At 35.0% G+C, this 19434-nt stretch carries 20 protein-coding genes and 1 tRNA gene; 5 read left to right on the forward strand and 16 right to left on the reverse strand.

The genetic code is table 11. The annotated features are described in order from the left end of the window. Window positions 1–70 precede the first annotated feature (70 nt). The 5 genes from lon (at window position 71) to THENA_RS06935 (ending at window position 6217) form a co-directional block, all read left to right on the forward strand. Complete coding sequence (lon, locus tag THENA_RS06910) at window positions 71–2431, forward strand: endopeptidase La (protein ID WP_013756687.1); 2361 nt, start codon at window positions 71–73, stop codon at window positions 2429–2431. A 44-nt stretch (window positions 2432–2475) separates the two neighbouring features. Next, complete coding sequence (locus THENA_RS06915) at window positions 2476–3408, forward strand: potassium channel family protein (protein ID WP_013756688.1); 933 nt, start codon at window positions 2476–2478, stop codon at window positions 3406–3408. Between the two features lie 140 nt (window positions 3409–3548). After that, window positions 3549–4574: an AI-2E family transporter gene (locus tag THENA_RS06925; protein WP_013756689.1), complete on the forward strand. Its 1026-nt coding sequence runs from the start codon at window positions 3549–3551 to the stop codon at window positions 4572–4574. A gap of 18 nt (window positions 4575–4592) precedes the next feature. Beyond that, on the forward strand, window positions 4593–5483 hold the full coding sequence (locus THENA_RS06930; RefSeq protein ID WP_013756690.1) for an ABC transporter ATP-binding protein: 891 nt from the start codon (window positions 4593–4595) through the stop codon (window positions 5481–5483). Beyond that, on the forward strand, window positions 5453–6217 hold the full coding sequence (locus THENA_RS06935) for an ABC transporter permease (protein WP_013756691.1): 765 nt from the start codon (window positions 5453–5455) through the stop codon (window positions 6215–6217). The genes THENA_RS06930 and THENA_RS06935 overlap by 31 nt, the downstream gene beginning before the upstream one ends. Window positions 6218–6222: 5 nt before the next feature. Here THENA_RS06935 and THENA_RS06940 read toward each other — a convergent pair whose 3' ends face one another. The 16 genes from THENA_RS06940 to THENA_RS07015 all read right to left on the reverse strand — a co-directional run bounded on the left by THENA_RS06940 (window position 6223) and on the right by THENA_RS07015 (window position 19409). Continuing rightward, on the reverse strand, window positions 6223–7200 hold the full coding sequence (locus THENA_RS06940) for an acetyl-CoA carboxylase carboxyltransferase subunit alpha (RefSeq protein WP_013756692.1): 978 nt from the start codon (window positions 7198–7200) through the stop codon (window positions 6223–6225). Then, the gene (gene accD / locus THENA_RS06945) at window positions 7190–8005 is read right to left on the reverse strand and encodes an acetyl-CoA carboxylase, carboxyltransferase subunit beta (RefSeq protein ID WP_013756693.1); all 816 of its coding nucleotides are present in this window, start codon (window positions 8003–8005) and stop codon (window positions 7190–7192) included. The genes THENA_RS06940 and accD overlap by 11 nt, the downstream gene beginning before the upstream one ends. A gap of 4 nt (window positions 8006–8009) precedes the next feature. Continuing rightward, on the reverse strand, window positions 8010–8513 hold the full coding sequence (locus tag THENA_RS06950) for a metal-dependent hydrolase (protein WP_013756694.1): 504 nt from the start codon (window positions 8511–8513) through the stop codon (window positions 8010–8012). Next, complete coding sequence (gene uvrA, locus THENA_RS06955; protein ID WP_013756695.1) at window positions 8510–11302, reverse strand: excinuclease ABC subunit UvrA; 2793 nt, start codon at window positions 11300–11302, stop codon at window positions 8510–8512. The genes THENA_RS06950 and uvrA overlap by 4 nt, the downstream gene beginning before the upstream one ends. A 25-nt stretch (window positions 11303–11327) precedes the next feature. After that, window positions 11328–11927 carry a nicotinate (nicotinamide) nucleotide adenylyltransferase gene (gene nadD / locus THENA_RS06960; RefSeq protein ID WP_013756696.1) on the reverse strand — a complete coding sequence of 200 codons (600 nt, stop codon included), beginning with the start codon at window positions 11925–11927 and terminating at the stop codon, window positions 11328–11330. Next, window positions 11908–13173, reverse strand: a complete 1266-nt coding sequence (locus THENA_RS06965) for a glutamate-5-semialdehyde dehydrogenase (protein WP_013756697.1) — start codon at window positions 13171–13173, stop codon at window positions 11908–11910. The genes nadD and THENA_RS06965 overlap by 20 nt, the downstream gene beginning before the upstream one ends. Window positions 13174–13197: 24 nt before the next feature. Further along, window positions 13198–14280, reverse strand: coding sequence for a glutamate 5-kinase (proB, locus tag THENA_RS06970; RefSeq protein WP_013756698.1), 1083 nt, complete (start codon window positions 14278–14280; stop codon window positions 13198–13200). Window positions 14281–14325: 45 nt separating this feature from the next. Beyond that, entirely contained in the window at window positions 14326–15336 is a 1011-nt protein-coding gene (gene obgE / locus THENA_RS06975; protein WP_013756699.1) for a GTPase ObgE, read from the reverse strand. A 6-nt stretch (window positions 15337–15342) separates the two neighbouring features. After that, the gene (gene rpmA, locus THENA_RS06980) at window positions 15343–15594 is read right to left on the reverse strand and encodes a 50S ribosomal protein L27 (protein WP_013756700.1); all 252 of its coding nucleotides are present in this window, start codon (window positions 15592–15594) and stop codon (window positions 15343–15345) included. 37 nt (window positions 15595–15631) lie between these two features. Next, window positions 15632–15919, reverse strand: a complete 288-nt coding sequence (rplU, locus tag THENA_RS09710; protein ID WP_013756701.1) for a 50S ribosomal protein L21 — start codon at window positions 15917–15919, stop codon at window positions 15632–15634. A gap of 24 nt (window positions 15920–15943) precedes the next feature. Continuing rightward, window positions 15944–16035: transfer RNA gene (locus THENA_RS06990), tRNA-Ser, on the reverse strand. A gap of 168 nt (window positions 16036–16203) precedes the next feature. After that, window positions 16204–16392 carry an ATP-binding protein gene (locus THENA_RS06995; protein WP_013756702.1) on the reverse strand — a complete coding sequence of 63 codons (189 nt, stop codon included), beginning with the start codon at window positions 16390–16392 and terminating at the stop codon, window positions 16204–16206. A gap of 107 nt (window positions 16393–16499) precedes the next feature. Beyond that, window positions 16500–16733 (reverse strand): hypothetical protein, encoded by a 234-nt coding sequence (locus THENA_RS07000; RefSeq protein WP_013756703.1) that lies wholly within the window; start codon window positions 16731–16733, stop codon window positions 16500–16502. Between the two features lie 36 nt (window positions 16734–16769). Beyond that, window positions 16770–17828 (reverse strand): dissimilatory-type sulfite reductase subunit beta, encoded by a 1059-nt coding sequence (gene dsrB, locus THENA_RS07005; RefSeq protein WP_013756704.1) that lies wholly within the window; start codon window positions 17826–17828, stop codon window positions 16770–16772. Next, on the reverse strand, window positions 17828–19018 hold the full coding sequence (gene dsrA / locus THENA_RS07010) for a dissimilatory-type sulfite reductase subunit alpha (RefSeq protein WP_013756705.1): 1191 nt from the start codon (window positions 19016–19018) through the stop codon (window positions 17828–17830). Before dsrA ends, dsrB begins: the two co-directional genes overlap by 1 nt. A gap of 73 nt (window positions 19019–19091) precedes the next feature. Next, a complete protein-coding gene (locus tag THENA_RS07015) occupies window positions 19092–19409 on the reverse strand; it encodes a TusE/DsrC/DsvC family sulfur relay protein (RefSeq protein WP_013756706.1) in 318 nt (105 codons plus the stop codon). Between the last annotated feature and the right edge of the window lie 25 nt (window positions 19410–19434).

Genomic DNA, 19434 nt, shown 5'->3' on the forward strand with positions numbered 1-19434 from the left:
AAAATTGTTATATAATCTAAAATAGTATTATAGAGTCTTTAAACTAAAAATCTGGAAGAGAGGAAGCAGTGTGGATAAAGATACAAAGGATATAAAAGAAAATCAAAACGAAGTAAAAGAATTGCCCTATAGGGAGTTACCTCTTATACCTTTAAAGGATACGGTAATTTTTCCTCATATGGTAGTACCTCTTTTTATAGGAAGAGATAAATCTCTCAAAGCACTTGAAGAGGCAATGCTAAAGTATGAAAAACACGTTTTAGTAGTTTCTCAAAAAAAACCTGATGAAGAGGCCGAAGTAGAAGGCCTGTATCAAGTTGGGGTAATAGCAAACATACTTCAAATATTAAAATTGCCTGATGGTCATGCAAGAATAGTTGTGCAAGGAACTGATAGAGCAAAAATTCTATCATTTAAACAAACCGATCCTTTTTTCCTTGTTGAATTTGAAAAATTAGAGGAAGAAGATTCAAAAGACCCAGAAATTGAAGCAATGGTAAGAATCCTTATCAGCAAATTTGAAGAGGCCACAAAACTTGGAAAAAATATTCCAAGCGAAGCTGTAATAGCTATATATAATATAAGTGAACCATCAAGACTATCTGAATACATAGCCACTCATCTCATAAATAGCACAGAAGAAAAACAACTTATTCTTGAAACAACTGACTTAAAAGAAAAATTAAAAAAGTTACTTAAATATGTCCAGAAAGAAATTTCTATTCTAGAAGTAGAATCTAGAATCAAAAATCAAATAAATCAGGAAATGGAAAAACATCAAAAGGAGTTTTATCTTAGAGAACAAATAAAAGCAATACAGAAAGAACTTGGAGAAGCTGAAGAAAAACAAGTAGAACTAGAAGATCTTAAAAACAAAGTTAAAGAAGCAAAAATGCCTCCAGAAGTAGAAAAAAAGGTTTACAAGGAAATCTCCAGACTTGAAAAAATGCCTTCTACTTCCGCAGAAGTTCCAGTAATTAGAACTTATCTAGATTGGGTCATAAATCTCCCGTGGTCAAAAAAATCTAAAGATAACCTTGACATAATAAAAGCAGAAAAAATCTTAGAAAGAGAACATTATGGTCTTAAGAAGGTAAAAGAGAGAATAATAGAATTTTTAGCTATAAGAAAGCTAACAAAAAGCCTTAAAGGACCAATTCTTTGTTTTGTAGGACCCCCTGGAGTGGGAAAAACTTCTCTAGGAAAATCAATCGCAGCAGCATTAAACAGAAAATTCATAAGAATTGCTCTGGGTGGCATGAGAGACGAAGCAGAAATTAGAGGACATAGAAAAACATATGTAGGAGCATTGCCAGGCAGAATTATTCAGAGTATCTCTCAGGTACAAACGAATAATCCAGTATTTATGATGGACGAAATAGACAAAGTAGGCACTGATTTTAGAGGCGATCCAACAAGTGCCCTACTCGAAGTCCTGGATCCAGAGCAAAATCACTCATTTACCGACCACTATTTAGAGGTTCCTTTTGATCTTTCAAACGTTATGTTTATAACTACTGCAAACCTAATTGATCCTATCCCAGAACCTTTAAGGGATAGAATGGAGATAATAGAAATACCAGGATATACAGAAGATGAAAAAATAGAAATTGCTATAAGACATCTTTTGCCCAAACAATTGAAATTTCACGGTTTAAATAAAGAAAAAGTTAAAATTAACAAAGATGTAATTACAAAAATTATACGAGAATATACACATGAAGCAGGAGTAAGGAATTTAGAGCGAAATATCGCTTCTTTATGCAGAAAAGCAGCCAAATTAATCGCTACTAATAAGGCAAAGAGTGTAACTTTTACAGTCAAAAATCTAGAAAAATATTTAGGGGTAGCAAAGTATAGCTATGGTATGGCAGATGAAGTAGACAGGGTAGGTGTGGTAACAGGGCTTGCATGGACACCTAGTGGAGGAGACATCTTGTTTATCGAAACGCTAATATATCCTGGTAAAGGACAATTAACCTTAACAGGTCAACTAGGTGACGTTATGAAAGAATCAGCTCAAGCAGCACTTAGCTACATTAAATCTAATGCAAAAACGTTAAATGTTTCTGAGGAAATTCTCAGCAAAAATGACATGCACATTCACGTGCCAGAAGGAGCAATACCAAAGGATGGCCCATCTGCAGGAGTTGCAATTGCTACTTCAATGGTTTCAGCTCTAACTGGCAAAAAAGCAAGTAAAAACGTTGCGATGACAGGAGAAATAACGCTCAGAGGACAGGTTTTGCCAATAGGAGGGATTAGAGAAAAGCTTCTTGCAGCCCACAGAGCAGGTATTAAAAAAGTTCTAATTCCTGAAAAAAACAAAAAAGACGTTGCAGAAATTCCAAAAAATGTACTAAAAAACCTTGAAATACTTTATATTAAAGAAGTTCAAGAAGCCTTTCAGGCTACTCTTTTAGATAATTAGACAAAAAACGTTGTCAGATATATTTGAGAACATAATGTCTCACAATGATTAAATTAATCTTAGCTCATATAAAACGAGAAATTTTTCTAGTAGTTTTTATCATATTTATTGGAACATTTGGTTATATGTTTTTAGAACACTACACTCCGATCGAAGCACTCTTTATGACCGTTATAACAATAACAACAGTTGGGTACGAAGAAGTAAAACCTCTTGACAATACAGGAATGCTATTTAGCATAGTATTAATATTATCAAGTTTTGGAACTTTTGCGTTTGCTATTTCAAGAATAATAGATTATATTTTTGGTTCATATCTCGAAGAAAGAGAGAAAATAAAGATGGAAAACAAGTTAAAAACTCTTAAGGATCATATTATAATATGCGGCTATGGCAGAATGGGTTCTGTTGTTGCAAGGGAACTGAGAAAAAACAAAAAGGAAGTAGTAATAATAGAGAATAACCCTCAAACATGTGAACTTGCAAAAAAAGACGGGTTTATCGCTATTGAAGGCAATGCCACAAATGATGAAATGTTAATAAAAGCTGGGGTAAAAGCAGCAAAATCAATAATAGCAATTACCTCATCAGAGCCAGATAATGGCTTTATAAGTCTTTCCGCAAAAAAACTAAATCCAAAGATATTAGTTATAAGCAGAGCCAGTAACGCAGAATGGATATCAAAACTACACCTTGCTGGCGCAGATGAAGTAATATCTCCACATACCTTTGGCGCAAGAAGAATTGTAAACTTTATTCTAAGTCCAGGAGTTGTAGAATTTCTTGATATTCTAAGAGACGAAAATATCGACATTTTCATGGAGGAATTAACTGTCAAGCCAAATTCAATACTAAATGGTAAAACCTTTAAATCCTGGGAAGAATTAAGATTATTTTTAGACGTCCCATCCTTGATTCCTTTAACTTTTTGTATTGAAAAATATAACAAGTGTCCTATAACGAAGAATTTACACTAAAAGAATCTGATAAAATAATTATAATCGGTTCCAAATCAGATATAGAAAGAGTTAACAAATTTGTACTGGGAAATAGTAATTAATTATAATAATTTTTTTATTTCAATATATTTTGTGGTATTTCAAACAAATTTATACCTATGAATAAATCTTTTTTAAATTTTTTACCAATATATCTTTTGATAGCTATAACAATTTTCTTGTTTGTGTTCAAAGACTTTATTATCCAGGTGCTTCTTGCTCTTATTTTTGCTATAGTTCTATCTCCTCCAGTAGACTTTCTTGAAAAAAAGAAAATTCCAAGATTTTTTGGATCTTTAATAGTGTTTTTTTCGGTAATTTCGTTTATGGTCATTATTTACTTGCTTACTGCGCCCATTTTAAATTTCGAAATTCAAAAGTTAGTTGCATCTTTCCCAGAATATCTTAAAAATTTTGATGATGCATTTCAAAATTTTCTTGCCAATTTACAAATAAATCCCGGACACTATATCTGGTTAAATCTGATTCTCCAAAAATTAAGAGATCACTTTCAAGAATGGATTGGCAACGTGCTAAACGTTGTGGGTGCATCAACATTTGATTTAATAAATAAAGCCATATCTTGGTTGGTTTTTCCCATTTTGACCTTGTTTTTTATGAAAGATCTACCTATTCTTGCTAAGGGCATTTTAGAAATATTTCCACAAAGCAAAAGAACTCTTATTACAGAAATAGGCTCTTGTCTTACGCACGGTATAAGGGCTTACGTTAAAGGACAGTTAATTTTATCCGTTATTATTGGATTTTTGACAGGCCTTGGATTATTTTTTTTAGGCATCGAATATTTTCTTCTTCTTGGCTTTCTAGCAGCTATTTTAGAATTTATCCCTTATTTGGGGCCGATGCTTGCATCAATTCCCGCTCTTATAATTTCAATAGCAATTTCGCCCTTGAAAGCTTTCATAGTACTTATTTTCTATATTGTACTTCATCAACTTGAGGGAGTAATAATAGCACCAAATATAATGAGCAAAAGTATTGACGTACCGCCATCTCTAGTAATAATTGTGCTTACTATTGCAGCAGCACTTGGTTCTATTCCTGGAATGCTTTTATCCATTCCTCTTACTGCTATTTCCAAATCTCTTTATGAATACTGGCAAAAGAACCGCACTAACAATTAACTTTCTTCAGGAGAAAAGATGAAAGCTATACGCGTTTTTGGATTAACAAAGTCCTATAAATCAAAAACTAATGTCATTGCTGTAGATAACTTAACCTTTGAAGTAGAAGAAGGTCAAGTCTTTTGCTTTTTAGGGCCTAATGGTGCTGGCAAAACCACTACCATAAGAATTCTCAATACGCTATTAAAAAAAGATAGAGGTCAAATCTATTTTTTTAATATTGATTTAGACAAAAAACCCCAAGAAATAAAAAATATTATCGGCGTGGTTCAACAGCACACAAACGTCGACTCAGAACTTACTGTATGGGAAAATCTTTTAATTCATTCTATGCTTCATAAAATGAAAAAATCAATATTTGAAGAAAGAGCAATCCAACTTTTAGAAGCTATGGATATGATTGACAAAAAAGACAGGTTTGCAAATAAACTCTCAGGTGGAGAAAGGAGAAAGCTTTCTATTATTAGAGCACTTTTGCACAACCCAAAAATTATATTTTTAGACGAACCAACTGTTGGGCTAGACACTTTTACCAGAAGAGCTATCTGGGAAGGCATAAAGCAACTTAAATTTTCCGGCAAAACGATAATTTTAACTACTCACTACATTGAAGAAGCTCAAATGCTCTCAGATCTCGTCTTGATAATAAATAAAGGGAAGAAACTTATCGAAGAAACTCCAAATGCTTTAATAAATAGATTGGGTAGAATTACATTAGAATATCAAGAAAACGGCAAAACAACATATAAATTTTTTAACACTAGTCAAGAGGCAAAAGATTTTAGCGCAAATCTAATAAATTTAGATTCTATTCTTATCAGGGAAACAAATTTAGAAGATGTTTTCGTTACGCTGACAGGAAATGGAGGTGAAAATTATTGCAACTCTTTAGAGAAGTGTTTCCCATAGTCCTAAGAGATTTAATAGTGTTAAAAAGAAGACTCATAATACTAATTGGTTCTAACTTGATGGGGCCAATTCTATATCTTACAGCTTTTGGCTGGGGTTTGGGTTCGCAAATTCACACTTCAGAAGGGTCATATCTTAACTTTGTTCTACCAGGCATTTTATCTCTTACGGCTATGACGTCTTCATTTAATGGTTCTGGACCTTCAATAACTATTTCAAGAATATATACCAAAACCTTTGAAGAACTCTTAATAGCCCCTATTAAAACATCAAGCATCGCCGTTGCAAAAATTATTACAGGTTTAATTAGGGGGATATTGGCCTGTATCTCTCTGATATTTGTATCCTTTTTTTACGGCGCAAATCCTTTTTTGTGGAACGCTATATTTGTAGTTCACCTAATTTTTTGCCTTCTTATTTTTTCTTCCATGGGAGTAGTAGCCGGACTTATAGCCTCATCTCACGAAACAATGAACCGCCTTAATTCCTTTTTTATAACACCTATGGCTTTTTTAGGTGGCACCTTTTTTAATACAAGTTTATTGCCCTATCCCATAAGCCTGATTATAAGCCTACTCCCTATTACTCCATGTTCAAACGGCTTAAGGGCAGCAGCTTTGGGAAAATCTCAAAATTTAAGCTTCTTTTTCCTTGAATTTATCTGGCTTATTTTTCTTGTAAGTATTATTATCTATATCCTAAAAAACAAAGAGTTAACCACTCCATACTCATAACTTTTTCAAGAATTTAAATCAGTGTATTTACCAATGCTTGCATACTTGTTCCACTTTCCAGCTTTTCTTTCCTCTTCGTTTAAGCTTAAAAGATTAGAAATATTTCTTGCTATACATTCCTTAGTCTTTTCTATAGTTAGATCTATATCTCTATGTGCCCCGCCAAGTGGCTCTTCAATTATCTCGTCAATTATTCCTAATGAAAGTAAATCATAGGATGTCATTTTAAGAGCTTTTGCTGCTTCGTCAGCAAATTTTGCATCTCTAAAAAGTATAGATGCACAACCTTCTGGCGATATAACAGAGTATACAGAGTTTTCAAGCATTGCTATTCTGTCAGCCACAGAGATTGCTAAAGCCCCGCCAGATCCACCTTCTCCAATAACAATTGCCAAAGATGGAATAGAAAGAGAACTCATAAGACAAATAGACTCAGCTATCGCATTAGACTGCCCTCTTTCTTCAGCCTCTATACCTGGATATGCGCCTGGGGTATCTATAAACGTGACCAAAGGCAGATTAAATTTTTGGGCATGTCTCATTAACCTCATAGCCTTTCTGTAACCTTCTGGATGAGGCATTCCAAAATTTCTATACACATTGCTTTTGGTATCACTTCCTTTTTGATGCCCAATAAAAACTACGCTCAAATCAGAAAACCTTGCAACTCCACCTATTATTGAAGGATCATCGCGGTACAATCTATCTCCCTTCATCTCAAAGTAGTCATCAAAAATTCCTTTTATAAAATCCAGGGTACTTGGTCTTTTTGGATGTCTAGCTATCTGAAGCCTTTGATAAGGAGTTAGATCTTTCATAGTAATCTTATACAAGTTCTCCACTCTTTTTTGAAGCGATTCTATCTCTCCTGTCATATCTACACCAGTTTCAGCAGATACTCTTTTTAACTCTTCAATTTTGTTATAAAGGTCTATTATTGGCTTTTCAAAATCAATATATTGGTCTTTTTTATCAATAGCCATGCCAGATCACCAACTTTTTTAATGTCTCTTTGATAGTTTTTCTTTCGATGACAGCATCTATCATACCATGTTCTAAAAGATATTCTGACCTTTGGAATCCTTGTGGTAATTTTTGTCTTATTGTCTGCTCTATAACTCTTGGCCCAGCAAAACCTATCAAGGCGCCAGGCTCAGCAATAATCACATCTCCCAGCATAGCAAAACTTGCAGAAACGCCTCCTGTCGTTGGATGAAGTAGTACGGAAATATAAAGTCCTTTATTCTCCTTGTATTTTCCAATAGCCATTGCAGTTTTTGCCATTTGCATAAGGGAAAGCATTCCTTCTTGCATTCTCGCTCCCCCAGACGAACTAAATAACACAAGTGCTAATTTTTTTTCTCTAGCATAGTTAGTAATTCTAAATATCTTTTCTCCTACAACAGATCCCATACTTCCGCCAATAAAGTCAAAGTCCAAAATCCCTACAGCCATCCTTCTATCCCCAATTGTACCTTCTCCAACTATTATTGCCTCTTCTTTGAGAGTTTTAGATTGAGCCTCTTTAAGTCTTTCGGAATATGGCATCGTATCCACAAAATTAAGACTGTCTACTGGAAGAATCCCTGAGAACATTTCTTCAAAACTATCAAACGTAATGTCTATTCTCTCTTGAACGCTTAATCTAAAGTGATAATTGCAATGATGACAAACTTTAAGATTATCGTTTAATTCGCGAGTATATATTGCATTATTGCAATTCGGACATTTTGTCCAAAGACCTCCTGGTATCTCCTTTTTTTTAACATTAAAGAATTTCTCTAGCAAAATTTCACCTCAATCCTTCAAAAACAATTAATAAATATATCAAAAGAATCAAAAACTCCAAAGGGGTTTTATTTTTAAACCACTTCGTAAACGGAAAAGAGAAATTTCTTTTACAAAAGGGATAAAAAAGCTTAACACCTTTACTACCTATCATATCAAAAAAGATATGAAGCAGATAACACATACTAAAAAAAATTATAAAGCTTACAAAAAAATTAAAATCTATATTCATTAGAAATCTTAACAGAAAAGTAAACAAAAAGTCTACTATAATTACTGCAGACAAAGAGTGCCAAAAACCTCTATGCGAGAAGAAGATGCTAAAAAAAGGATTTTTCACCAAAGTAGATATCTTCGAAGTAGGCAAATCAACGTCTGGAAATAATGAACCCAAAAAACTGCCCAAAAAAACTCCAATTTCATTGAAGTTCTTCATCCATTCAGGATGATTAACATATATAGCAACTATGCTCCCACCTCCAACTACCAAATGAGTAAAACCTGTCAAGATCTATCAAACCATTCTTTAAGGTATTTACCCGTAAAGGAGTTCTTTGCTTCCATTATTTCTTCTGGAGTGCCAAAAGCCACTATTTGTCCACCCTTATCTCCGCCTTCAGGACCTAAATCAATTACCATATCACTAGCATAAACTACATCGAGGTTGTGTTCAACAACAATCACAGAGTCTCCTCTATCAACTAATCTTTGTAAAACATTAATCAGCTTTTTTATATCATCAAAATGGAGTCCTGTAGTAGGTTCATCAAGCAAATATAAAGTATGACCCCTAAACTTTTTTGTAAGTTCGTACGCAAGCTTTAGTCTTTGTGATTCCCCACCAGAAAGAGTTGTTGCACTTTGACCCAATCTTATATAACCAAGCCCAATATCGCTCAAAACAGATAGTTTTCTAAATATTGCTGGCTGAGCAGAAAAAAATTCCTTTGCTTCATCTACGCTCATATTCAAAACTTCAGATATATTTTTCCTTTTAAACTCAACTTTTAAAGTATCTTTTTGATATCTTGTACCATTACAAACGTCGCAAGGAACGTATACGTCCGGCAAAAAAAGCATCTGAATTTTTTTGAAACCTTCACCTCTACAAGCTTCACACCTTCCGCCCTTTACGTTAAAACTAAAATGTCCAGGTTTAAAGCCTAATCTTTTAGATTCGGGGAGTTGAGCAAACAGGTTCCTTATGTCATCCAGTACACCAGTATATGTTGCAGGATTGGATCTCGGAGTTCTTCCAATAGGAGATTGATCCATCAAAAGAACTCTATCAATTTTTTCAACGCCCTCAATTGATTTATATTGGCCTGGCAATTCCCTAAAACCTTTTTCTTTCTTTATCCCTTTGTACAAAATTTCATATAAAAGAGTACTTTTCCCAGAACCAGAAACACCTGTTATAGTACAAAATGTCTTCAATGGCAAGGTTATATCAATGTTCTTTAAATTAAACTGACTTGCACCCCATATTTTTAGAAAACTATCTGTCTTTCTTCTACAAGTATTTTCTACTATCTTTAACTTCCCTGAAAGATATTTGCCTGTCAAAGTATTCGATTCGTACAACCCCTTTATATCACCTGAATAAACTACCTCTCCACCTCTTTCTCCTGCAAATGGCCCCATATCTACTACAAAATCTGCTGCCTCAATAGTTTCCTTATCATGTTCTACTACTATAACAGTATTGCCAATAAGCGAAAGGTTTCTCAAGCTATCTACCAATCTCGATATGTCTCTTGGATGAAGTCCAATACTTGGCTCATCAAGTACATAAAGAACCCCCACCAGACCAGAACCAATTTGAGTAGCTAGTCTTAATCTTTGCACTTCCCCTCCAGAAAGCGTCATAGTAGCTCTGTCCAAAGTTAGATAATCTAAACCAAGATCAAGAAGATATTGAAGTCTCTTTCTTATTTCTTTAAAAATAGGTCTTGAAATCTCTTCTTTTTCACGAGCATGCGCTTCGTACTCATAAATATTGTTCTCATAGTCTTCAATAAATGCCAAAATATTTTCTGGAACGAGCTTTAACAGATCAGCAATGTTCATCTTATTTATGTATACGCTAAGTGCTTCCTTTCTTAACCTTGTGCCATTGCATGAACTACAAGTTCTCATTATAAAAAAGTCCTTAAACTCATCCCACGATTCATTAAACGACTCTGAACGTTTTCTTTCAATATATTTTGCTATACCTTCAAAAGAGTTATCCTTTTCTATATCAGAAATGTCTCCAAATAAAAGAAGATTTATTTCTTCAGGACTTAGCGTTTTTACAGGTTTACTAATACTTATGCCATGTGATCTAGCAAAACTTAACAAATTATATAAGTAATATTGATTATATCTCCCTCTAAAGACTCTTACAGCCCCTTCTTGTAGAGACAAATTCATATCAAAAACCTTATCAGGATCTAATTCTTCTACAAATCCCAACCCATTACACGCTGGACAGGCTCCATACGGGCTGTTAAAAGAGAAAAGTCTTGGACTCAATTCTACAAGGCTAAAACCACATTTTGGGCAGGATAGTTTTTCACTATACAAATCAAATTGACCATCTTTTCTCTGGACTCTGATTACACCATTTCCAACTTCCAAAGCTAACCTAACAGCTTCGCTTAATCTTTTTGTTTTATCACTGCTAAGCGTTACTTCATCAATTACTAAAATTATAGTGTGTTTTTTATTCTTATCTAAAGTAACATCTTCTTCAGAAATATCATAAGTCTTTGAATCAATTATCATCTTAAAAAAGCCCTGTTTTCTATATCTATTAATTAAGTCTTTAAACTCACCCTTTCTTCCATCAATTAGAACTGAAGTTATCATTATTAATTCCTCTGGATATTTTTTGTATAAATCACTAACTATCTCATCTAAAGAAGTTGCCTTTATAGGAATATTGCAATTTGGGCAATATGCTACCCCAATTCTTGCAAAAAGCAGTCTAAAATAATCATATATCTCTGTAAGAGTTCCCACAGTAGATCGAGGATTGTGTGTCATACCCCTTTGATCTATAGAAACTGCAGGAGAAAGTCCCTCAATAGATTCGACCTGTGGCTTTTTCAACTGCCCTAGAAATTGTCTGGCATAAACTGACAAAGACTCAGCATATCTTCTTTGTCCTTCTGCGTAAAGCGTGTCAAAAGCAAGAGACGACTTTCCAGATCCTGACACTCCTGTAAAAACAACAAATTTGTTTCTTGGAATATCTAAATTCACATTCTTTAGATTGTTTTCCTTTGCACCTCTAATTTTTATATAATCCACAAATACCTCATTAAGTGAATCTAAATTATTTATATAAGTTAAATCTTTTAATATATTCTATAGTAGAAGGATCAAGAAACTCAGATAAGTTCTCATTTAACGCTATTTTCTTTCTAATTAGATTTGATGAAACATCGGGTATGTCAACTTCAAAGAAATCTATATTACGAAAAATTCTTTCAGGTAACTTTTCAATTGATTTATCTTTACCGACATTTCTTTTGAAAACCGCAAACTTACAAATTTTCAATATATCATCAATTTTATACCATTTTGGTAAAGAAAGTGCAGTGTCCAAACCCATAACAAAATACAGTTGTGAATCAGAATATTTTTTCTTGATATCTATTAGAGTAAGATAAGTGTAAGAAGGTTCTTTTCTAATTAATTCCAAATCGCTTAGTATATACCTTTTCTCATTTTTTATGCACTCATAAAGCATACACCATCGGTGAAAATCGCTACCATAAATCTTATTTTTTAAAGGAGATCTCTTAGCAGGGATCCAAAAAAAAATATCTGGGTCAAGAATGCTAAGCGCACTTTGCCCTAATTTTAAGTGGCCAATATGAACTGGATCGAAAGTACCACCTAAAATAGCTATTCTATGTTCTAATTTGACCATTTCCAAATATAACGTATTTCATTGTAGTTAGTGCCTCAAGACCCATAGGTCCTCTTACATGAAGTTTTTGAGTACTTATCCCTACTTCTGCACCAAATCCAAATTCACCACCATCTGTAAACCTCGTTGATGCGTTAGCATAAACCGCACTAGCATCAACATCTCTCAGGAATCTTCTAATGCTTGAATAGTTTTCTGAGACTATGGCTTCAGAATGTTTAGAACCATATTTGTTAATATGGCTTATAGCTTCTCTTAAATCTTTAACTATCTTAATAGCAACAATTAAATCGTGATATTCTTTATACCAATCTTCTTCAGTAGCTAAAATCGCGTCCTTTACGTATTTCAGAGTTTGCTGACATCCTCTTATTTGTACATCTCTTTTTTTAAACTCCATAACCAGAGGCACAAGTATATTCGATGCTATATTTTTATGAATAAGAACCTTCTCAATAGAATTACATACAGATGGTCTTTGCGTCTTGGCGTTTATCGCTATTTTTAAAGCCATTTCAACGTTAGCTGACTCGTCTATATATAAGTGACAATTACCTATACCAGTTTCAATCACTGGGATATAAGAATTCTCAACAACATGTTTAATTAAGCCTTCTGAACCTCTTGGAATAATTACATCTATAAATCCTCTTTGTTTTAAAAGTACATCCACTGCAGATCTATCAGTAGTTTCTATAAATTGAACTGCTCTTTCATCTATCTCTGCCTCTTTTAGCGATTCTTTAATAAGCTCTACAAGTACTTTGTTTGTACTTATAACTTCACTACCACCTTTCAAAATTACTGCATTTCCAGATTTAATAGCAAGGGTTGTGATCTCAATAGTTACATTTGGTCTTGCCTCATATATTACTCCTATACATCCAAGAGGCACTCTTTTACAATAAATTTCAAGTCCATTTGGTCTTTTCACACCAAATATTACGCTTCCAATAGGATCTGGAAGATAGGAAACCTTTTTGCAGCCTTCAGCCATCTGCACAATTCTTTTGTGATCCAAAAGCATTCTATCAATTAAGCTAGAAGATATTCCCCTCTGTCTGGCAGCTTCTATATCTGAAGCGTTAGCGCTTATAATGTTCTTTTCGCTTTCAATTAACTTTTTTGACAAAATGTTTAAAAAATTATTTTTAGTGTTTGTATCTAAAGATGCAATGTTGTAAGTTGATTCCTTTCCCTCTCTACACAATTTTTCCACATATTCTTTAATTTCACCAGTCTCCATAATTATTAAACCTCCCCTAGACATTTAGATAATTATCATATAATCTTTGTGAACTATCTCATCAGAAAATTTATAACCCAGAATACCATAAATATTCCTAGTATTAGACCCCTTTATTCTTAAAATTTCATTAGACGAATAATTGGTTAACCCTTTCGCAACAATATTACCAGATTGATCAGAAATTTCAATAATATCAGCCCTTTTAAAATTGCCAACAACATCAATAACGCCCGATGGCAAAAGACTTTTATTTTTAAAGAGGGCCTCCTTTGCTCCCTGATCAATCACAATTTTACCCTTAGTTCTACTATTGTGTTTTAACCATGACATCTTTTGCGAACTCTTTGTAGATGGCTCAAAAAACGTGCCTATATTAATAACCTTATCTACCATATTGAAAAATTCTTTTATTTTTTTATTAGAAATAATGTATACAGAAATCCCCGCATCAGTTGCTATCTGTGCTGCCTTAAGTTTTGTATACATCCCGCCAGTACCAAATTTTGAATTTGTTTGACCAGCAATATTAAAAAGTTCGCTGTCAATTTTTTTAACTTTCTTGATAAGGGTACTTGGATCATCTTTATTCATATAAAGCCCATCAACGTCAGTAAAGATAGTAAGGATATTCGCTTTAACCAATAAGGAAACAAGAGCAGAAAGCGTATCGTTATCTCCTATTTTTATCTCTTCTACGGCAACAGTATCGTTTTCATTTATAATGGGTATAATATTTGACTTTAATAAGACCTTAAAAGTATTCTGGATATTTAGAAATCTTTCACGATTAGATAAATCCGTAGCCGTAAACAAAAGCTGTGCACATTGAATATTCCTCTTATCAAAAGCCTTTTTGTAGGCGTTCATCAAATAAAGTTGCCCTACGGAAGCTGCAGCCTGCTTTTCAGGAATTGATTTTGGATTTTTTATATTAGTATAAAATTTTCCAAGGCCTATTGCCCCTGACGAAACAAGGACAAATTTGAGCCCTTTTTTAATATTTAGTGACACGCCTTCAGCAATCATATCGATGAATTCTTCATTAATAGAGTTTTGTCTAATTATCGAGGATGTACCAATTTTCAAAACAATTCTCATATTCATTTAAACTTTGCCCCTATAAAGCATCTTCCTCACGGATAAAAATTTTTAAACAAGAATTTTTGATTCAGAAACAGATTCTAAAATTATATTCTTTAAAGCCTCAATACTAGTCTTATCAAAAGTACTTATAGAATAAACCTGCTCGTTTAGTCCTTTAAAATAAATTAAAAGTTTATTTTCTGTGTTTTTATCGATTAAATCGCGTTTATTTAGCAAAATTATTCTCTTTTTTTGTAACAAATTCTTATTATACTGCTCTAGTTCTTTTATAATTATATTATAATACTTTATTGGATCCAAACTTGCATCTAGAACAAATATAAGAAAATTAGAACGCTCTATGTGTCTTAAGAATATATTTCCCAAACCTTTACCTTTGCTTGCCCCTTCAATAATTCCAGGAATATCAGCCAAAACTATTGACTTTTCATCGTTTGATAATACTCCAAGAACTGGTTTTATAGTTGTAAAAGAGTATTCACCCACAATTGCTTTGGCATTCGTCAAAGCATTTAAAAGCGAAGACTTACCAGCATTAGGAAATCCTATTAAAGAGGCGTCTGCAATAATTTTTAATTCTAGTAAAACGTTTTTTTCCTCACCAGGTTCTCCATCTTGAGCATAATGGGGAACTCTGTTCGTAGGCGTGGCAAAGTTAGAATTACCCAATCCTCCTTTTCCACCCTTTGCAACCAAAAAAACTTTTCCATTATAATCAAGATCGCATATGATTTCGTTTGTATCCAGGTCTCTAACCAATGTTCCAATAGGCACATTAATGTATAAATCTTGAGCATCTTTCCCATGCATTTTTTTGGAAGATCCAGGTTCTCCGTTCTTTCCCCTAAACTCTTGATTGGATTTAAAAAAGGACAGATCGCTTACTTCTCTGCTAGCAACAAGATATATGTTCGCGCCTCGTCCACCGTCTCCACCATCTGGTCCACCCTTTGGAACATATTTCTCCTTCCTAAAGCTTACACATCCTCTTCCACCATGCCCCCCCACAAATTTCACTCTAGCAGTATCAGGAAAGATATACGATCTTAAAGACATACAATTCTAATTAGGAATAATTTCAGCTACTACTTTTCCGGCTTTCTTTATAAAATTAACCTTACCATCGATCTTAGCAAAAATAGTATAATCTCTTCCTACTCCAACATTATTTCCTGGGTGAATTTTTGTTCCACGTTGCCTTGCAATAATGGAGCCAGCACTTACCACCTCTCCACCATATACTTTAACCCCAAGATATTGAGGATTGCTATCTCTTCCGTTTCTAGAACTGCCTCCACCTTTTTTGGACGCCATTTAAACCACCTCTCCTAAAGTAACTTAAGATAATAACTTATATTTTAGAAACTCTTAATAAGGTAAACTTTTGTCTATTGCCCTTTTTATTTCTATAACCCTTTTTTGGTCTATATTTAAAAGCTATCACTGTTCTCTCCTTACCGCTTCCTTCAACGAGTGTCTCAACATTTGAAGTTCTAATTTCTGGTTCTTCATCAAAAACTAGAGCATTTTCAACAACAAACTTTTCACCAACACTTAAACCTTCTATAAAGGGTACCTTAATTTTATCACCAGGAGCAGCCAAAAATTCTTTGCCCCTAATTTTTAAAACGTAAACCACTATTTATTCCTCCTTAAAAAAATATGGCGGAGAGAGAGGGATTCGAACCCTCGAAGCAGTTTTAGCCGCTTACTCCCTTAGCAGGGGAGCGCCTTCGACCTCTCGGCCATCTCTCCATCAGCAGGAAAATTATAACAAAAAAACAAACTTTTGCAAATGACTTAGTGTGGTATTATATCACATTTTTTAAAATCTTATTTTAATATTTATGTAGATAAAACTATATTAACAAGAAACTAAAAGCGCGCAACCATAAAAATATAGCTGCGCGCATATAATAATTTTTAGAGCTCAGTTACCGTAACTGCACCAGTTGGGCAAACCGAAACGCAAGTCATGCACCCTACACAATCATCTGCCCTTGTTGGCTGAGACTTGCCGTTGACCATGTCAAAAACCTGATTTGGGCAATTATCTGCGCATGCACCATCTCCGTTACAAGTATCCTGATCTACTTTTACTACATAAACCATGAAAATTACCTCCTTCGAATATATTAAACGAAATACATTTTATCAAATTTAAATAAATAAATAAATACCTCCCTCTGGTTGAGGGAGGTATTTGAATTTAACGTTAATTATTTAGGCGTATAGTGCCAATTCGGATCGTTGTGATACTCATCCTTAAGGACTACAAATGAAGTAGTCACGTAAATGTATTCAACTATCCCTTCATTAGCCAATTCAGCAATAGCAGCATCTACAGCCTTTTTGTCTTCACCAATTTTCTCAGCAATTTGCCTATTTTTTGCCTGCTTAACAGTTTTCAAATAATCACATATCTTAATCTTGATCGATGGATCAGCAGCCATCTATTCTCACCGCCTTTATTTTAAGAGCCAATTTAATTACCACTTAAATGTAGCAGTGGAGCGGAAGGTTGGAACGGAGAAGATGTAATCGTCAATATGCTTATCGGTAAATGGCAAGCCTGTAACCTTGAAGAACTTCTCCCAACCAATTCTATTAATCCACTCGCCGTAACGCTCTCCTTCCTTTGCATCCTTTGCATAGACATCTATAAGCAACCTTATAGTCTTAACTAAAGTTGGCCACCTTGGAGGTTCATTTGGAATATAAGGAACAGCCAATTTAGAAAACATCGCTGGATGCCTTGCGTCAGAGACTTTACCGCCTACAAATATTGCAGCTCCATCGTTCTTTGGATCAAAAATTGGCATTGCAGGACACATAGTATAACAGTTACCACAATACATACACCTTTCATCATTTACTACAACTGATTTTTTGGCTGGTTCTGGTCTGATTGCCCTTGTTGGGCATGCAGCTACTACGTTTGGTATCTCGCACATCTTAGAGACTTTATCGTCCTGGACTTTTGGCGGTACTCTATGAACGCCTACTATAGCAACATCAGAGCAATGGACTGCACCGCACATATTTAAGCAGCATGCCAGAGCAAGCCTAAGTCTAGCTGGAAGTTTCGCTTCCTTATAATACTCATAAACCTCGTCCATGACAGATTTTACTATACCAGACGCATCAATTGCAGGGGTATGGCAGTGAATCCAACCCTGAGTATGAAGCATGTTTGAAATGGTGTTTCCTACGCCACCTGGTGTGAACCCCATCGCATGAAGATCTGCCTTGAGGGGTTCAATGTTGGCCTCGTCTTCAATAAGAAATTCAACTGAGTGTCTGCTGGTAAACCTGAAGAACCCACCGCAATATTTATCAGCAAGATCGCAAAAAGCTCTCAATGTGTCCACGTGCAAAAGCCTTGGGGTCGCAGCTCTAACCGTATAAAGCTTTTCACCACTTTCCGATACGTGAACTAACGTTCCAGTATCCAAAACTTCGTGGTATTTCCATTTGCCATAATTTCTCTTACAAAGATCGGACATCATGTCCAAATATTTTGGTGGTCCAAAATCTGTTTTAACCATTATTGGTTCACCTCCTCTTTGTCCCAGAAGTAGAATGGATTGGTTCGTGGATGCAAGACCATCTGAGGAACAGCAGGAAGCCCTGTCGCCTTCAAGAAGCTTCTCATACCTAATCTGTAAATAAGCTCACCAACTCTTTCTCTCATCTTCCCATTCTCGTCCCACCATTCCCAGATCTTCTCGAGAAGCTCTGAAACTTCATCGTAAGGAGGCTTCATTTCCATAAATGGGACAATAACCCATGACATAAAGGCTGACTGCAAGATTGGAGCATGACCACCAATCAAAATAGTAGCACCTGTTATCTTGCCTTGTCTAAGAGCTTTTGGCATCTTATTTATACAGTTGTGGCACCTTACACAGTTGCTATTATCAATTGAAAGAGACTTGGTTACAGGATTATAAGAAATACACTTTGTTGGACACTTATCAACTACTTGGCCAATAATGTCAAATCCGGCATTAACATAATTTATTACTTCAGTCCTGTTGATTTGAATATTATCCTTCCAAGTACCAATAATCGAAAAGTCAGCCCTTGCCTTTGCAGCTACACCGTCATTTGCACAGCCAGATACCTTAATTTTAAACTTATAAGGCCACATTGGTCTGTGAAGCTCGTTTTGATATCTTCTCGTCAAGGTATCACATATGTCGAGCGTGTCAATGCAAGCCCACTCGCATCTGGCTGGGCCAACGCATGCGCTTGGGGTCCTGAGGTCTGATCCTGAACCTCCAAGGTCCCAACCTTCATGTGCTAGATCATCTACAACAGGTTGCAACTGATCTGTATGGGTACCAAGCAAAATGATATCGCCCGTTGCGCCATGAAAGTTTGTCAAGCCGCTTCCACGCTTCTCCCATATGTCAAGGAGTTTCCTTAGCCTATCTGTCTTATAAAACCATCCAGCAGGCTGATTGATTCTCATAGTGTGAAACTCGGTCAATCCTGGAAATTTCTCTGGAACATCAGAATAACGACCGATTACTCCACCGCCATAACCCGTAACGCCTACAATTCCACCGTGTTTCCAGTGCGTAATCTTTTCCTCATACGACAGCTCTAACTGACCTAATAGATCATTGCAAGCATCGTTTTTTTCAGCACCCTTTTTGATCTCTTTCACAAAACTCGGAAAAGGACCGTCAAGAAGCTGATCTAACATTGGTGTTTTTCTTGTTTCTGGCATTTAATCAGTACACCCCCTTAAGGTGAAATAAATTTTGTTTAAAAAAATGGGTAAGCTTATCACCTCCCCTGAATTAAACACATCCTGTTGGTTTGGGTAATCCTGCAATTTTACAAGCACCCTTTGCAGGACCAGTTGGGAACAACTCATAAATCTTCTTGAGGTCCACTCCGTTATCCTTACAGAGCTTTCTGACCATTGGAGCAATCTGGTATTTCTTAAAATAGTCGTGCAAATAATTTACTATCTTCCAGTGCTCCTCCGTCAACTCTTCTACCTGCTCGGTTTTCGCAAGATAACGGGCTACATCCTCGTTCCACTGTTCTGGATCCTGGATGAAACCGTCCTCATCAACCTCTAATTGTTTACCATTAACTTCGATAAATGGCATAATCTAACACCTCCAAAATTTATTT

The organism is Thermodesulfobium narugense DSM 14796 (assembly GCF_000212395.1).
GTDB classification, from domain to species: Bacteria; Thermodesulfobiota; Thermodesulfobiia; order Thermodesulfobiales; family Thermodesulfobiaceae; genus Thermodesulfobium; species Thermodesulfobium narugense.

Coding starts and splice junctions, on each gene's coding strand:
- THENA_RS06915 (WP_013756688.1), top strand. CDS start 2,476: ATGATTAAATTAATCTTAGCTCATATAAAACGAGAAATTTTTCTAGTA.
- THENA_RS06925 (WP_013756689.1), top strand. CDS start 3,549: ATGAATAAATCTTTTTTAAATTTTTTACCAATATATCTTTTGATAGCT.
- THENA_RS06930 (WP_013756690.1), top strand. CDS start 4,593: ATGAAAGCTATACGCGTTTTTGGATTAACAAAGTCCTATAAATCAAAA.
- THENA_RS06940 (WP_013756692.1), bottom strand. CDS start 7,200: ATGGCTATTGATAAAAAAGACCAATATATTGATTTTGAAAAGCCAATA.
- nadD (WP_013756696.1), bottom strand. CDS start 11,927: ATGGTCAAATTAGAACATAGAATAGCTATTTTAGGTGGTACTTTCGAT.
- THENA_RS06965 (WP_013756697.1), bottom strand. CDS start 13,173: ATGGAGACTGGTGAAATTAAAGAATATGTGGAAAAATTGTGTAGAGAG.
- proB (WP_013756698.1), bottom strand. CDS start 14,280: ATGAATATGAGAATTGTTTTGAAAATTGGTACATCCTCGATAATTAGA.
- obgE (WP_013756699.1), bottom strand. CDS start 15,336: ATGTCTTTAAGATCGTATATCTTTCCTGATACTGCTAGAGTGAAATTT.
- rpmA (WP_013756700.1), bottom strand. CDS start 15,594: ATGGCGTCCAAAAAAGGTGGAGGCAGTTCTAGAAACGGAAGAGATAGC.
- THENA_RS06995 (WP_013756702.1), bottom strand. CDS start 16,392: ATGGTTTATGTAGTAAAAGTAGATCAGGATACTTGTAACGGAGATGGT.
- THENA_RS07000 (WP_013756703.1), bottom strand. CDS start 16,733: ATGGCTGCTGATCCATCGATCAAGATTAAGATATGTGATTATTTGAAA.
- dsrB (WP_013756704.1), bottom strand. CDS start 17,828: ATGGTTAAAACAGATTTTGGACCACCAAAATATTTGGACATGATGTCC.
- dsrA (WP_013756705.1), bottom strand. CDS start 19,018: ATGCCAGAAACAAGAAAAACACCAATGTTAGATCAGCTTCTTGACGGT.
- THENA_RS07015 (WP_013756706.1), bottom strand. CDS start 19,409: ATGCCATTTATCGAAGTTAATGGTAAACAATTAGAGGTTGATGAGGAC.